Origin of the sequence: Marseilla massiliensis (assembly GCF_016899955.1) — a bacterium.
Lineage (GTDB): Bacteria > Bacteroidota > Bacteroidia > Bacteroidales > Bacteroidaceae > Prevotella > Prevotella intestinigallinarum.
The window spans coordinates 1-16,061 of sequence record NZ_JACJJL010000026.1 but is presented as its reverse complement, the minus strand read 5'-3'; the positions used below and the strand labels follow the sequence as shown (position 1 = coordinate 16,061).

8 protein-coding genes and 2 pseudogenes are annotated in these 16,061 nt (G+C 42.5%); 6 read left to right on the top strand and 4 right to left on the bottom strand.

The genetic code is table 11. From position 1 onward, the window contains the following. Positions 1–440 precede the first annotated feature (440 nt). The 3 genes and pseudogenes from H6B30_RS12950 to H6B30_RS12940 all read right to left on the bottom strand — a co-directional run. Positions 441–931, bottom strand: a pseudogene (locus H6B30_RS12950) (RloB family protein). Between the two features lie 137 nt (positions 932–1,068). Further along, positions 1,069–2,283 carry an AAA family ATPase gene (locus tag H6B30_RS12945; RefSeq protein WP_205111319.1) on the bottom strand — a complete coding sequence of 405 codons (1,215 nt, stop codon included), beginning with the start codon at positions 2,281–2,283 and terminating at the stop codon, positions 1,069–1,071. A gap of 409 nt (positions 2,284–2,692) precedes the next feature. Further along, positions 2,693–3,697: pseudogene (locus tag H6B30_RS12940) on the bottom strand (DNA primase); the annotation flags it as partial. A gap of 4 nt (positions 3,698–3,701) precedes the next feature. Here H6B30_RS12940 and H6B30_RS12935 point away from each other — a divergent pair. The 3 genes from H6B30_RS12935 to H6B30_RS12925 all read left to right on the top strand — a co-directional run bounded on the left by H6B30_RS12935 (position 3,702) and on the right by H6B30_RS12925 (position 11,162). Beyond that, on the top strand, positions 3,702–6,113 hold the full coding sequence (locus H6B30_RS12935; RefSeq protein WP_205111271.1) for a PD-(D/E)XK nuclease family protein: 2,412 nt from the start codon (positions 3,702–3,704) through the stop codon (positions 6,111–6,113). A 163-nt stretch (positions 6,114–6,276) separates the two neighbouring features. Further along, positions 6,277–10,710, top strand: coding sequence for a UvrD-helicase domain-containing protein (locus H6B30_RS12930; protein ID WP_205111269.1), 4,434 nt, complete (start codon positions 6,277–6,279; stop codon positions 10,708–10,710). Next, positions 10,683–11,162, top strand: coding sequence for a hypothetical protein (locus H6B30_RS12925; RefSeq protein WP_205111267.1), 480 nt, complete (start codon positions 10,683–10,685; stop codon positions 11,160–11,162). Before H6B30_RS12930 ends, H6B30_RS12925 begins: the two co-directional genes overlap by 28 nt. Here H6B30_RS12925 and H6B30_RS12920 read toward each other — a convergent pair. Next, entirely contained in the window at positions 11,092–12,678 is a 1,587-nt protein-coding gene (locus tag H6B30_RS12920) for a helix-turn-helix domain-containing protein (protein ID WP_205111265.1), read from the bottom strand. The genes H6B30_RS12925 and H6B30_RS12920 overlap by 71 nt on opposite strands. An 826-nt stretch (positions 12,679–13,504) precedes the next feature. On the opposite strand from H6B30_RS12920, the gene H6B30_RS12915 reads away from it, so the two are divergent. The 3 genes from H6B30_RS12915 (at position 13,505) to H6B30_RS12905 (ending at position 15,929) form a co-directional block, all read left to right on the top strand. Continuing rightward, positions 13,505–14,131, top strand: a complete 627-nt coding sequence (locus H6B30_RS12915) for a type IV toxin-antitoxin system AbiEi family antitoxin domain-containing protein (protein WP_072545611.1) — start codon at positions 13,505–13,507, stop codon at positions 14,129–14,131. Beyond that, positions 14,128–14,955, top strand: coding sequence for a nucleotidyl transferase AbiEii/AbiGii toxin family protein (locus tag H6B30_RS12910; protein ID WP_205111264.1), 828 nt, complete (start codon positions 14,128–14,130; stop codon positions 14,953–14,955). The genes H6B30_RS12915 and H6B30_RS12910 overlap by 4 nt, the downstream gene beginning before the upstream one ends. 74 nt (positions 14,956–15,029) lie before the next feature. Continuing rightward, the gene (locus H6B30_RS12905; RefSeq protein WP_205111262.1) at positions 15,030–15,929 is read left to right on the top strand and encodes an AbiH family protein; all 900 of its coding nucleotides are present in this window, start codon (positions 15,030–15,032) and stop codon (positions 15,927–15,929) included. Positions 15,930–16,061: the final 132 nt, after the last annotated feature.

Below are 16,061 nucleotides of genomic sequence, written 5' to 3'. Positions count from 1 at the left end.
GTAGGATTTTCAGGGAATATGTGTCCGTCTGTTCAGAAAGGTAATCATCTTTACATGAAATGGCAACGGGACAAAAATCTAAAAAACAGATAGGCATATATATTTCAGCGTTGACAAGGTTGACAAGAAAGCCAATGTACAAACTTGATTATACAGCTTACCAGAAATGCTTATTATTCAATACTTTATCTTTTTTCTTATAGAAATAAGAATAAATATAGATACGTGTGTTTTTGTCAACCATTGGCTACAAAATTCATAGGATTTTCAAAAGCGTCAACGCTTGTCAACGTTTGTCAACGCATCGTTTTTGATGCAAGTAACTGATACGATGCAACTTGTATCTTGTCAACAACGTCAATCCTGAAATGTGTGCAGATTATATTTTGAAATATGCCATAAAATAAAGGCCATCCATAGGATGACCTTAACGAGCATAATCAGATAAACTTGTTCAATTCTTCTACCAACAGATGTACGGTAGTGGGAGATTCTTCCATAGCCGGATTACCATGTGAGACATCGGCAAGAACGGCAGAGGCATTCTTAATGGCCTGCGACTGCAAGTGGAGCAATCGGTTATACATAATAGCCCCGAATCCTTCCGTCTTGGAATAGGGTATTCCTGAAAGCCTTGACAGCATGTCGGCATAACTGTTCCTGTGCAACGCCCCTTTGTAGAGATTGAAGTGCAGCAGGAACCAATATTCAAACGCCTGGTTGCTATAGGCCACCTTGAAACCGTTTTTTCGGCCAGTGTAATGGCTTCATTGAAGTCCTTTGCAGGAAAATCGTCCTTGTCGAACACTACCCAGCACTGGTCATAAGTCCGCTTCTTCTTTTGGTCGGCGTCACGGATACTAATGGCCTTGCTCACAAGACTGGTCGTGTTCATTGCCTGGCCTACCGCCTTTACCGTGGCGGCGGTCATTCTGAAGGCCTTGAAATAATCCGGTTCCGTGCGGACACCTTCACATACGATGAGAAACGACTGCTTTACTTCTCTCGTGCTTTGGCGGCGTGTCAATGAAGCGGAACGATGGTCTTTCTTTTTTGTCTTTCCCATGGTCATCCCTCCGCCGTAAATATTGTTTCCATATCACCTATAATGGGCGTGGCACCGAACTTACCTTGCAGGTAATCCCGCTCGAAAGGTGAACTGCCACGCACTTTATACTCGGCCAGCGAATAGGCTTCTGTCGCGCCGAAACTATCCTTTTGAGTGAACCATACCTGGTCTCTGCGGAACAGACCTGCACTGAGCAGGAACGTGTCATGAGTGGTAAACAGCAGTTGCGCTCCTTTGGGATTTGTCTCCGCCGAGTTGAAAAGCGTGATAATCTTGCGCACAAGCAACGGATGGAGTTTGGAGTCAAGCTCATCCACCACCAGACGTTTGCCATTGTCCAGCGCATCTATGATAGGATATGCCAAGGAGAAATATTTGATGGTTCCCTCGGATTCGTTTCCGTTAAACGAAAAGGCTACATTATGGGTCGCTTTTCCTTCATCATCGTACTGACGATGGCTGCTTACGATGCGGTTGTCAATCTTGGCTATGTTGTCTATGCCCAAATCCGCATATTTGGCGAAACGAACTATACGCTCACGCATCTTTTCATCGTCCAGATGCTTGATGGCTTGCGACCACATTTTCTCGTCCTCGCTACAGAACAGGACTTGTGTGTCGCCAAGCCAATGCAGGATATTGACGGCGGTCGTTTCGTTGAACTGGGCGGCAGTGGAGAGAAGAAGCGCGTTGCCGCGAACCATTTTCTTGTTGACCAAATCCTGTATCAACGGGCTTTTAGCATGAACGGTGGTTGTTTCCCCTTCGCGGTAGAATATCTCTACCTCTTTGGCACGTTTCCTGTTCATACGGCGGTAAAGCCATTCGGCATGTATAGCTTTGGGGGCTACCTCAAAGCCGTAACGGTAGATGTATTCACCGACGGCGAAGGTGGCCTCCATCGTGGTCGGCTCATGGGCGGTGGAAATGTTCAGGCGGAAGTTCTCCACGTCTATGCTTTCGCCAGCCTGGCTGTTCTTGAACGAATCCATGATGAAACGCTTGTAAAAAGCGATGGCCTTCAATACATTCGTTTTTCCTGAAGCGTTCGCCCCGTAAATCACCGCACTGCGCACGAGTGACAATCCCATGTCGGAAAGCGGAATGACATCATTAGGTTCCGAAAGGGATTCCTTTAGGGTAGTGGCCACGAAGGATAGTTTAAGTTCATCCTTTATGGACAGGAAATTGCTGACACAAAATTCGAGAATCATATATTTAACCTTGTTATTTGCTGATTTTTTGCAAATATACAAGTTTTCTTCCGTACTTGGTAAAGATAGCTGGATTTTCATATCTACTAAATTGATTTATTTCCTTAGTTTGAACTATTCAGCATTGGGCCAACCGGGTATTTTGCAGTAAAAGAGCCTGAACTTATAATAGTAAAACTTGTCTTACATATTAGAGGACAAAAGCATGTCACGAAAGAAATAGCTGAACGTCAGATGATTGCGTTAGGTTTAATCCGTGAGAATAAAGGCCTAACCATATCTGAAATGTCCCTAAAGACAAATGTGACATTACAACTTTTCAAGAATTAGGCATCATATCAAGGGAAGGCGGTCGCAAAGACGGTTCATGGATTATAAAGCAAGATGAGGAATAATGAACTGTTTCATTTCATGAGACCTCATTTGCTAAATCCATCTCGTCTTGAACCATTTCAGTTTCAAGGTCAAGCCCAAACATATCCTTCAACTGTAAGTAGTCGAAACACAACGCTTTCGGACGGTTGACCTTGACTTTCTTAAGCTGTTGGCCGCCTGACACCTCTATCGTGTAATCCGGCAGACCATTTGGCAATAGTATGGTGAACCTGTCCTGCTTCAGTCCAAGGAATGACGGATGCGATTTGAGGTAGGACATGATGGTTGACCAGTTGGAGCGGTTGGCCGTGGCATTTTGGTTACGGCTGTTGAACAGGGAAGCCACGGCTGCCATATTCAGGTAAAGAATGGGACGTGCTTCCATGAACTCGATTTCTTCCTTGGCAGCCAACGGACGGAAGCTCTTCAGGTAACGGATGCGGTAATGCGCTTTCTCTACGCACTTACCCATCGTCTGGAAGCCTTGCAGCATGTTCCAGAAATCGGCAACTTCGGAACTTTCTTGGGCAAGCTCGTTCTGGACACGTATTCCTTTGACGGCGGTATCGAACAGGCCGGTATAGCTGAAAGGCACATCCAGCACGGTTTCCAACGTGCGGAACGTGGCCAAAGGAATCACCCAGTTACCGAAAATGCGGTCATGTATCGTCTCGTCTTCCATCTTGGCGGCCAACTCATGCTTCACGATGGAGTAGGTATCCGAAAAGTTCTTCTCGAACAACTCCCGGTGATTCAGTATCTCTATGGTCAGGTGTGTCAGTCCCAAGTTGCACAAGGCTACCAAATCTTCATAGTGGCTTTTCTCCTTTGGGCTGAACGAGGTCTTGGAAAAGGCAAGGAACAGGACACGGGTGTAGAGTGCCATGTCCTGCGTGGGCTTATCCTGTCCGCAAAGCACCACACCCGTACTGACAATGGTCTGCGCCGCCATGCCGTCCGTACCCGTGTTTTTCTTTGTCTGACCGCCACCACCCCAAAGCCCTTTCAGATAGGCTATCTTACGGATGTCAAGGTCGGAATACATGAAACGGAATCCAGACAATGCTTTGGCAGCATCCTTCAGGTTGTCCTCTCTGGGTACAGCTGAGCAAGCACTTAGATGGCGTGATAACCTTGTGCTTGACAAGTGGCAGGCCAATAAGGACGACGATGCCAGTGATCGTCTTAATGTCCTTGCTGGTACGGAAGAGTTTTTCAACTCTCCAGGGATGTCTGACAGATTGAATGATGTCCTATTATATATAAATAGGGTAGAGGACGGTTTCTTCAAGGATTTTGATGTTGAACTGCCTTGTGAATTAGCCATGCTCCATCCGGCTATTCAGGAATTGCTGACAACCTTGCAAAGCCACGGAGCAAGGATTTCATCCAAAGATTTCCAAGGCTTCCGTGGAAATAATCTTTCCCATATCGCGCACTTGCTTAACTCTTCGTCTGATGTCAAGCTGACCTTGAATAAGGATGACCGTTCATTCCAGATATACAAGTTTGCAGATGAAAAGACTGCCAATGAATACCTTGCCTTGAAAGGTGATGAACTACAAGCAGATGTATGGATTAACAATGCAAACAAGACCATGGACAACTGGCTCCGTATGATGGGTAAGCCTACAATGGGGAGCAGTATGGCCGAAGCTGCCCCACAGCTGATACAGCTCTTTGTCCTCGGTATTGACATGTTGAAAGAACCGCTGAATATCCAAAGCTTAATCAGCTGGCTCTATTCACCCATGCTGCCCTTTGGTACATTCTTTGGAGGCATACTTGCCGAAACTGTTATAGGCGAAGGCGGCTACAGGAATGACAAGTGTCGCAAAGTTGTTGAAGACTATATCTCGGGTAAATTCACCTATCATGATAAGGAAGAGGAGGAGAAACTCTCAGAAGAAGCGAAAGCCAAACGGGATGAGAATGAGAAGAAAGAACGCCAACTCTTAGTAAATACTTATCTCCCTTCATTCGATGTTCCTTCAGACAACAAGATTGACTGTACAAGACTGATGACCTACCTAAATAGTATTTCTGGTTGGTCAAGGAGTAGGTCACACTTCCTTAGTGAGAAGCCAGGGAACGAAGGTTGGTGCAGCCAGCTGGAAAGCCTGGCGCAAATGTGCGATACCTTTGTCCTCCTGCTTGAATCATCAGACATGGGCGAATATGTTGATTTTAAACAGGTGGAATCATGGATCAGCACGTTGTATAAAGGAGAGTCATTCATGCAATATGCTGCACAGAGAGGTTGCAGGGAACTCATCGACAGCCCTTCTAAAATGGCTGCGGACAGCGGACGAACAGTTTGGATGAATTTTGTAGCCGGTGACGTGCCAACACTCGATTGTGCCTTCCTCTATCCTACAGAGAGAGCCAAGGTCAAGGACTCCCTTATGCTTTGGGACGAACGAAAGGAGTTGGACTATCATCATCAGATGCAACTTTTGCCATTCTTTATGACGGAAGAACAGCTGATATTAGTTGTGACTGATTATGTGGGAGGTGAACCTGCTCCCAAGCATCCCATCATGGTAAGACTGGAGAGTCAGGTTGAAAACTTGAACGACTTTATTACAGAACCGAACCTATACCAAGAAGAAACAGAAAAGGTAAAGCTCGTAAGGAACAATAATATCCAGTCGCTGATCCCATTCGATCATGCCGACTTGCTCAAATGGCCACAGCATCTTAGTCCTACCACTATCAGTACGCTTGTTGAATATCCATTTGATTACCTGATGGAGCGTATGCTCAACATCGTCAGTACTGGTCCCAGTAGCATCAAAGATGTCAAGACCACTATGGGTACTGTTGCACATGCTGTGATTGAAAGTCTTTTCGCACCTCGTGATGGCAAATCATGTAGCAGGGTAGATGAGATAGAGCAGCGTATTAATAACGAGTTTGAAGAGCAGGTTCGTAAACAGATAGAATCCTGCGGTGCGATACTGTATCTGCCAGAGAACCGTTTAGATGCAGAACTGTTGAAAGAGCAATTACGCAGATGCCTTGGCATACTCCTGGAAATAATACGTGACAACCGTCTTACCGTTACCGGTTGTGAACAAATGGTCAAGAAAGATATGGGACTGTTGAAGAATGACAAGGACTGGGATATGGTGGGATATATTGATATGACACTTGAAGATGCAAATCATCATCCTGTAGTCTTTGACTTCAAATGGACATCCTCAAAGTCCTATTACCGTGACTTGTTGACTGCCAATCGTTCGATTCAGCTAGAGCTATACCGCACCATGCTCAGTGCAGAGAAACAGGATAGTGTAGAACGTACAGCGTATTTCCTGATGCCGGAGGGTCATCTTTATAGCAAGGAACATTTTGATGGAATCCATTGCACACAACTTCAGGCAGAGAACAATGCCAATATAGTTGAACAACTCAGACAATCATTCTTCTATCGGAAAAAAACAGCTGGATGAGGGCAGAGTGGAGGTAGGCGAAGCCTTCCCCGTGTCGATGCTCGATTATTTCAATGACACGGCTGATAAAAACCTCTTTCCGTTGAGCACGGATGATACGGGAGCCGAAAAAGAGAATATCTTCAGCAACTACAAACTTTTCAAACAGTAAGGAGGCTATAAGATGAAGAATGTAACATATATCAACGCCAGTGCCGGTAGTGGCAAGACCTATACACTTACCCATAAACTGGCAGAACTCATCAAGTCAGGTCTTGTCAGACCAGAACAGGTGATTATGACCACGTTCACCGTGAAGGCTGCCAACGAAATGAAGGAGGAGGCCAAGAAGGTCCTTTATGAGAACGGACTATTCGAGGCTGCCACTCAGCTTGATCAGGCAATGATTGGCACTATCCATAGCGTTGCGAACTCGCTCATCAAGAAATACTGGTTCTTTCTCGGACTTTCGCCAGATATGGGTGTTATGGCAGAGGAAGATACGCAGTTCTATATTTCACAGTCATTGTCAGAACTTCCTACACATGATGAACTGAACCAGCTTCATGCATTCTGTGAAAGTGTTGGAATCCAATTTGGATATTTCTCTGGGAAGAATGGGCTAAACTATGATTTCTGGAAAAGTGACATAGAAAAGGTCATCGCACTTACCACCAACTATGAAATAGAGAGTTATGACAGGAGTGTGAGGGAATCTTTGGATTTTATCCACGGTTTTGTGCATCCTTCCGTCAAGCTTGACTATTCTCCGGAAACACTTATGGCTATACTCGATGAGCATGTGTCGTTTGCTGGAACCCAACGTGAGAGCAAGAAGAAACAAGATGTTTTAACTGAAATCCGCAGATTAAAGCGTGGTGTCAATGCACCAACTATCTCATGGTACAAGCGATTGTCTTCTGTGCTTAACTCATGGACGAAATGTGGTGCACGGGGTACTCAGATGCGCGAAGAACTTGCTGATTTGTGGCATTCTGAATTGGTGTATAAAGAGCAGGAGCGATACATTCGACTGTTGTTCCAGCTTGCAGAGCGTTGGAAAGAACGCTTCCGCACCTTCAAGAAAGAGAGGAATCTCCTGGACTATAATGACATGGAGAAATATCTTCGTGACCTTCTGGCCAATAAAGAATTGGCAGAGGAGATTCGGATGGGCTATCGTTTTCTTTTCGTTGACGAATACCAGGACTGCTCGCCCATACAAGTGAAGATATTCGACCGACTTTCAGAATTGATGGAGCACAGTTACTGGGTAGGAGACTATAAGCAAGCCATCTATGGTTTCCGTGGCAGTGACATTACCTTGACAAAGGCGGTGGTTGACAGGATTGCGACGGGGGAGAATGGCTGTGATACCGAGACTCTTGATACATCTTACCGTTCGCTCCCAGGTATAGTAGAGGTCTGCAATGAGACGTTCAAACGTACCTTTAAGGGCGTGTTGGATGAAGGATCCATTGTATTGAAGACGCATCGCACCAACGACGAAAAGATACGTTCTGTACGACTTTGGGATATGGAAGACCCAGAGAGTGTCGGAATTGCCGATCACATAGCTTATCTGCTGAAGCAGGGAGTGAAGCCGTCGGATATCGCGGTCTTAGGTAGGACCAACGCTCCGTTGGATGCTTTGGCCGGTATTTTAACTGGAACATACGGAATACCCGCTAACAGGCAGGAAGTCAGAGTGTCTGAAATAAAATGTACGCCATTGGTGTTAGCCTTACTTGCTCTTGTAGAAAGTGAGAAAGATTCTTTGGCCAAGGCACAAATAGCCGTGTTGACTGAGGAAGGTTATGGCACCAACAAAATCATTGAGGAGAAACTACTCGTTGATGCTAATGAAGAAATCAAGGAGTCGTCTTATTTGAATGATGTTCCTTTGGTTAGGAGGCTATTGGAACTCCGACCGATGTTAAAACAGCAGTCAGTGGGCGCTCTCATTGAGACGATGGTTATTGAATTTGACTTGTATAACGAAATAAAGAAAACAGGTCAGGTCGATGAGTCCGTTTCCTGCCTCGACACCATCGTTCAGTCTGGATATGCTTATGAGCAGCATTGCTTGCAAATGAGCCTCCCAGCCACTGTGAAGGGATTTGTGGACTACCTTGCGGTGATGGATCCTGTCGGCAAAGGTAATGCAAATGGCATACAACTGCATACTTATCATTCCAGCAAAGGTCTGGAATGGAAATATGTCATCCTCACTCAGCTCTATGAGAAGAAGAATGACCCGAAGAAATGTGTCAAGCAGGACATCTACGGCATCCATTTCAGTTATTCGGAACAGCCTTCTGCATCGACACCATACCCAGAAGTCTTCATACGTGTCATTCCGTTCATATATGGAGCAGGAAATACCAATGTACCTGCAGACATCCAGCAACAGATAGAAGAAAGTTCCCTGTATAAGGAGGTCATTAAGGATTCATTGGCTGAAGCCAACCGCCTGCTGTATGTTGGTATGACCCGCCCACGAGATGTGCTGATAGTTGCTTTGGAACCTCATAAAAAGGATGTTCATACTCTGCAATGGCTGGAAGATGTCGGTTTGGATTGTGTCCGGCCTGATGCGCAGCATGATATCTTTGGTGTGGGTTGCTGTTTCGAAGATGACACCATGACACAAGATCAGTTTGATAGTCTGTCGGGCTATCGCTATCTGGCAGAAAATGAGAATATGAAGACAAGACGTATTCCATATCATCAAGAACCATGCGATGAAGGTGTAAAATGTCTCTCACCAAGTAAATTGCATGTGAAAGGTATGGTAGATACGTCCTATCAGATATGTGAGCATATGCAACAGGGAACGCTTGTCGGAAAGACAATGGCCGATGTGGGTAACTGCATCCACCAGATTTTCTGTGGCATTGAACAGCATATAAACAGTGAGAGCTATTATACCAATCTTATCGAGAGCTATGGTCTGAAGACCTATTTGACTGACTATGCTGCTATTCGAAAAGCATGGGAAATGCTTGTAAATTGGCTGACGGAGCAATTTGGTGCTGCCATTAATATCTATCATGAACGTCCGTTCACACTGTTAAAGGATGGCAACGTCTATTCTGGCAGCATCGACCTTGTTTGGCAGACTTCAGACGGAGACATCCTGATAGATTTCAAGACTTGTCCGTTGGGTCAGAAGTATATTCTTGATAGTGACTCAGAACATTATGCAGGTTGGTATGCTGGACAACTTGACGCATACACCGACGCATTGGAGGAAGCTGGGGAGAAAATGCTTAAACGCTTCATCTATTATCCCGTCAGCGGTATGATGTGCGAGATAGGCAGGGCTTTGAAAGCGCCAGAGTTGACGATGTATGCCAATGTTTATTGCTTTGATGCGAGTGACAGCTTCGACATCAACAAGATGATAGAGAATGCCGCTAAGGTTCTTGATGCAGCTATCATGTGTGCTGAGATAGATCCCGATGAGGAAGAAATACTGCGAACGACCATGTATATCAAAGGTGGTTCAACACAGGGTATTGAGACCATCTTATTAAAGACAGGCCTGTTCACTATCAACCTCCCGTATCTTGCATCCCGGACAGATGTGGCACTGGCTTTCACATTGATGCGGGAAGCTAAGAAGTTACGTCCTGAGTTGGTCATCTATGATGGTGATGATAAGACTTTCGCTGACCTTTCAGAAGAAAACGAAGTGGATACCTATTATTATCGTCTTGATAATATGGCCAATATCATTGAGAAGCAGGATGACCATATCGGAGTAAATGGCCTTGTACATGAGTTCCATATCTTCCCTGAATACATCAAGGCACAGATGCCAGATGCAAGTCCACAAGAATGGACATACAAGGCATTTGAAGACTTCATTGACATTCAGTGGAATTACGGTGACTATGAGAACTTCAGTCGAGCGACAGTAGGTAGCCCGAATGGGGAAGAATTTGTTGCCCGCATATTGGGAAACAACAAGGGCTTTGCGTGTGTATGCCAGAAAGTAATTCTCTATAATGAGAAGGAAACAAAGATCGTTCCGATTGATGATTTCTTTACTGCTACTAAAAACAACAAGTACATCAAACGATTGGACTATGCTCAGTTCGTTATCGACAAGATGCCGGATGATGTATGGACGGATTTCTATGATTCATTTGACGTGGAGCCTTTACGCTCACCAAAAACATATCTGTTACGTTGGAATCCTACCATCAGTAGCTTCAAGCTGGATGACTACCGTGATGTCCTGTCAAAATACCCAGGTGGATTCAGTGGCTTGAACTGGAGCGTCTATGAGTGGGAGAAAGCCCATAAGGGCGACCACTATTATATGCTTAGGACAGGTGATGACAAGGCTGGCATTGTATTCCGTGGCGTATTCACCAGTGACCCATATCCAGGTGAAGACTGGGCTGGGAATGGGAAACAAAGGTATTACATGGATATGGACAGCTATGACTGTGTGCCGGCAGATGTACAATCTCCCATCTGCATCGAAGAGCTTGAAAAAGTCGTACCAGGCATAGATTGGCGACGTGGCCACTCTGGAGAGCTTCTTTCAAGTGAGGATGCGGATAGGTTAAATGAATTGTGGAACAATATAATGGAACAGGATTAGTCATGAATAAGATTATTAAGTTACATTGGAATAACTATTTGAATAGTGATTCAGGAAGAGAAGTGGTAGCTGCGTTTGATAAGCTAACAGACCCTAATGCCACCATGGAAGAATTATTGCAGTTAGCTTTCAGGTTTGATCCCGAGTTCTTCAGAAATACAAGTTCAAATGAAAGAAATCAGGAACTCGGCTTCCTTGATTTCTTTAATAATGAGATTCAGAATATACGTTTGGAGATTGATAAACTTGAACAAGAAGGTTCATATATTGACTATAAAACTCTATCAAGTATATTTTTCTGTGAAAATGAAGAGATGGAATTTGAAGATATTCCTCAATCTACATTTAAATCAGAATTAGGATTCAATCTTTTATGGTCCATTATTCTTCATGGACTTTTCTTACATTGCTGTATCTTAGCATCCCGTAAACTTTGCCCCTGTCCATGTTGAACTTCTCACATATCTGTTCTACAGTATAGTATTGGTCGCTGTATTTAGCTAAGGTATTGTTTACGTCTTCAATGGCAGACCTGAGATAATAGGCTATACCATGTTCTTTCTTGGATGGAATCTTATGCCTTGATACGAATGACCTTCTTGCACAAGTTGTAATACCAAGCATTTCTTCTACATCTGTGCCAGATAGCCATTCTGCACTTTCGTTCTTTTGCAGTTCTTCGCTTGCCTCATTTTTGGCAAACAGAGCTTCAACGGCTTTCAGTTCATAGAAGTTGACATGCTTCACCGTTATCTTTGGAATGTTGGCCTCTCTTGTTCGCCCATGAACGTGATGAACCGTGACCTTGAAGCGTTTGGCAATCTCCTGTGCCGTGATATAGTCCTTTGGAACTTCAAACTTCTCCGGGTCTCTGTTGAATAGCTGCTCAATAGCAGCCTCGTTATAGTAGTTCAAATGCTTTATAACAAACTTTGGCGTTTTTGCTTCACGAGTCTTAGCCTGGACGTGTTTGGGCGTGACTCCATATTTTTCTGCTATTTGAGCAACAGAAATATAACCTTCTGGAATAGCATTGAGTTTCGGCAGTTTTGCTCTCCGCTCTTTTTCTTTCTCCAGAGAATTTGTTTCCATGCGCTCTTTGATAATGCGGTCAAACTCCTTTCTGTTGATGACAGTAAAACGTCCCTGTTTATGATTGTCTATTTCATAGTTATGGACGTAGTAAGAGATCTGGTCTTTTGAGAAATGGTACTTCTCCATGACTTCTGCGTATGTGTAATAGTTCGGATCGATGGATTCACGCTCACCTTTCAGCGTATCAATATGTGCCCTGGAGTAATAGACAGTTCTTCCTTGTGTAATACGTGGTATCTTATTTCTGGTCACAAATGATAATACAGCTGCATGGCTCATCTTGTATTTCTCCTCCAGTTGCGGAATAGTATAATAGTCACGTAAGTCAATATCCGCAATAAGTTGAGCAAAATGGACATCAACCAGAGCACGGTCAAAGAAACAGTTACGACCTTGGTAAACTTTGGGGATGTTGTATTTCTCAACTCTGGTCATAATAGCCTTCTTTGAGCATTTGAACTTCTCCATGATTTGCCTGAAAGTGTAGTATTCTCGCTTCTCCTGCTTCTTCTCCGAATGGGACTGATAAGTTGGAGGATTGTCAAACAATCTCTCGATGTCCTTCCTGCGAACAATAGTCTTTCCTCGCAATTGTACTGCTTTTATGGTGCCATTAAGCATATAGCGATAGAATGTAGCGCGGCTTAGACCAAGAAGTAATGCACCTTCGGTTGGGGTGAGGAATTCCTTGCCCCCAAGAATATCTACCTTGGGAGTCTTCTGTTTTTCTTCCTCCATGTACTCGGCAATCTGCTTTTGCCGGATTGCTCTTTTGTAGTCCTTATTATTGCACGAAGGTGAGCAATAGATGGTGGTCATCTTATGCGCAATAAAGGATCTTCCACAGTACTTACAGCGTTTCTGAATCTCCATAATTGTTGCACTCGTTTGTTAATTTTCGCCTGCTAAAGTGTCTCACATTGTCTCATCACGTCTCATGGTGTCTCACGTTGTACCCTCAATGTCATTTTTGCCTTTTCTCATAGCGTCTCACGCTTGTTCCTACGATGTCATTTAGGTGTGAATCTGACTTTCTGTTTTACACTCGCGGTAGAAATACGGTGCAAAAATAACTGGAAAAACTGTAACTAACAAATATGCAACTTGAAGTGTTAAAATACAAAAAGTCCCTCATTTAGAGGGACTTAGTTCAAATTACTCCAAGTTGCTTAGAGTTGTTTATAAGGGGTCATTTCCACGATGCAGTATGTGTATATCGTTGATTATCAATAGTATAGCGCTCTAAAAGGTACAACCAGCAGGTTGGCAAGTATCTGAGAATGTGTAAGTTAGTGATTTTTAGCACCATTCTCGGCTTGTACCTCCATTTTGGAAAGTAAAAGTAAGTGTAATTTCTTGAATATCAAAATATGCGGTACAAAAACTTGTGAAAAATGGCGTTTTTTGATGAGGAAAGGTACAAAAATAGCTCTGAAACCGATGGGACATTATGATTATTTTGAGAAGTATTCAGTCTTCATTTAATAGGCATAAATCGGGTCCTGAAACGAGATTTCACCGACCATAAAAGCCTAGAGGTAGTTCAGTTGCTGTGTGGTCAATGTTTCGGTAATTGTTACAAACAACAGACTTATGTGACAGAAATCGCTATTTCTTAAGATTGTATAAGCAGTAATAATTTGAACAGAAAAAGAAGTATTATTTCTTTTATTGTTCAAAATATCACTATATTTGCAGTATGGACAGGCAATTAAATGAAATAGGAACCATTCCAGTAACGACTTCAATCATTGAATCGTTATATCCGGAACTTAAGTCTGCTAATAAGAAAGTAACCTGGCTCGAAAAGCAAGGGGTTATCATCAGACTTAAGCGAGGACTTTATGTGATCAACCCCGAATATTCAGGAAAGACTCTATCGAGTGAGTTGATAGCCAATCATCTCTATACACCTTCGTATATTTCAATGTCTACTGCACTACGATATTATGGACTTATCCCCGAGGCTGTATATGTTCATCAATCAATGACAGTAAAACATCCCCGAAGCTTTCAAACTCCAGTCGGCAACTATGACTACAAATATATTTCAAGAAAGGCATTTCCGATAGGAGTAAGGAGTATGAATAAGGGTGATTATGCATTTCTTATTGCATCACCGGAAAAGGCTTTGTGTGATTTGATTGCCAATTCCTCAAAAGTCATTCTTCGTTATATGAAGGATGTAGAGACATATCTTGAGCAGGATATTCGTATGGATATGGATGAGTTCTATAATATGGACGCAACCATATTTGAAGATTATATAAAGGTTGGCAAAAAGGCTGATTCAATTTCGACACTTCTAAAATTCTTAAGACGATGAAAAATGAAATATTCGACAATATGCTCTCCCGTTATGATCTAACAACCGAGCAACATAAGAGAAACGCCATATTTGAAGTGAACCAGCAGATGATACTTGCAGGCCTGTATGCCGGAGGCTTCTTTGAATCGGCTGCGTTTTATGGTGGAACTTGTTTGAGAATCTTTCATGGCTTGCAGCGTTTCAGTGAGGATATGGATTTCTCACTGCTCGCGCAAGATGATAAGTTTGATTTTACGAAATACTTCCCTGCTATCATTGATGCTTTTGCAATGGTAGGCCGTGAGGTTGAAATAAAGAAAAAAGACAAGAAGAATTTCGGAAAGGTCGAATCAGCTTTCCTTAAAGATAATACCGATGTGTATGATGTGACTTTCCAGACGGAGAAGTCAATAAAGATAAAGATTGAAGTAGATACTTGTCCACCGTTGAACTTCAAGACGGAACAAAAACTATTGCTTCAGCCACATTCATTTATGACCCGTTGTTTCACACTTCCGGACCTATTTGCAGGCAAGATGCATGCACTGGTCTATCGTGCGTGGAAGAATAGAGTCAAAGGTCGTGATTGGTACGACTTTGAATGGTATGTACGCCATAATGTTCCGTTGGATTTTACTCATTTGACAGAACGATGCAAGCAGTTTAACAATGAGAATACTACTCCAGAGCTATTCAAGGAGAAACTCATTGAGCGTCTTTCTACAGCTGATATTAAACAAGTGAAAGAAGATGTATTGCCTTTCGTGCGCAATTCAAAAGAACTTGATATTTGGTCAAATGATTATTTCGTGCAGTTGGCCGGGATGGTAAGAATAGAATAATACAACCTTAAGCTTTAAAGACTAAGATATTTTTCTAATATGTTCAATCTTGGATTGTAATAAAACGAAATGCAATGAAACATCTATACATAATCGGAAATGGTTTTGATATTCATACAGGGCTTGCTACACGATATGTTGATTTTCAACTATGGTTAGAGAATAACTATCCTTTCATTTATGAAAATATGCAGGCGGTTTATGATATAGATGCAGAATGGTGGAATGATTTTGAAGTGCAACTTGGGAATCTAGATATCAATAAATTTGTATCAAAATTTACTCCACCAGCCAAGCCCATTGATGAAATTATAGCAGAGGCAAAACGGAAAAGGAAATTTGAGGAAAGGTACAACATACCACCCAGTTTGCATTTTGATTCTTATTGTGCAAAACGACTTAAAGGTTTGCTTGATGTGTTGCAATTTTGTTTTGAAAAATGGGTGGATAACTGCCAGAGGTTGATTACTGACCCTAAATATATCCATATTGAGAAAGAAGATTCATTCTTTATTAATTTTAATTATACGGATGTATTAGAAATGTTATATAAAATTCCAGAAGAAAGAGTCCTTCATATTCATGGTCGATCTTCAAAACACGAGCGTCTTATATATGGACACAATAAGTTTCTTCTGGGAAGTTCAACGAGTGACGACAAAGAACAAGTATCTTTTGAATTAAATAAATATCATAAGAATCCATATGAACTTATTTTCAAACATCAAGAATTACAAAAGATACTCAAAGATGTGGAGTATGTGCATATATATGGCTTTTCATTTTCTGCAGTAGATGAAGATTATATGGATTGGTTTTTCAACAATGTTCCCGCTACATCTCAATGGGAAGTTAGTTGGTTTTCTAATGAAGATAAAAACAGAATAGATAAATTCATATTGGATCACTGGAGTTTGAAGGATAGACTAAAGACTATCAAATTAGAAGAAATAAGCCAAACAGGAAAACCTTAGCATATACAATCATAAACATTAATCATAGACAATAGTCATATAAAAGGACCTATAATAATTTAACGTGAGTTCGATGAATTATAACTATTTGTAAATTTGGTGATTAGCGAAAATTGTTGTAACTTTATAGTG

Excerpts from the sequence above, each read along its gene's own strand:
- H6B30_RS12910 (WP_205111264.1), top strand. The coding sequence starts at position 14,128 with ATGAAAAATGAAATATTCGACAATATGCTCTCCCGTTATGATCTAACA.
- H6B30_RS12905 (WP_205111262.1), top strand. The coding sequence starts at position 15,030 with ATGAAACATCTATACATAATCGGAAATGGTTTTGATATTCATACAGGG.
- H6B30_RS12915 (WP_072545611.1), top strand. The coding sequence starts at position 13,505 with ATGGACAGGCAATTAAATGAAATAGGAACCATTCCAGTAACGACTTCA.
- H6B30_RS12945 (WP_205111319.1), bottom strand. The coding sequence starts at position 2,283 with ATGATTCTCGAATTTTGTGTCAGCAATTTCCTGTCCATAAAGGATGAA.
- H6B30_RS12935 (WP_205111271.1), top strand. The coding sequence starts at position 3,702 with ATGAAACGGAATCCAGACAATGCTTTGGCAGCATCCTTCAGGTTGTCC.
- H6B30_RS12930 (WP_205111269.1), top strand. The coding sequence starts at position 6,277 with ATGAAGAATGTAACATATATCAACGCCAGTGCCGGTAGTGGCAAGACC.
- H6B30_RS12920 (WP_205111265.1), bottom strand. The coding sequence starts at position 12,678 with ATGGAGATTCAGAAACGCTGTAAGTACTGTGGAAGATCCTTTATTGCG.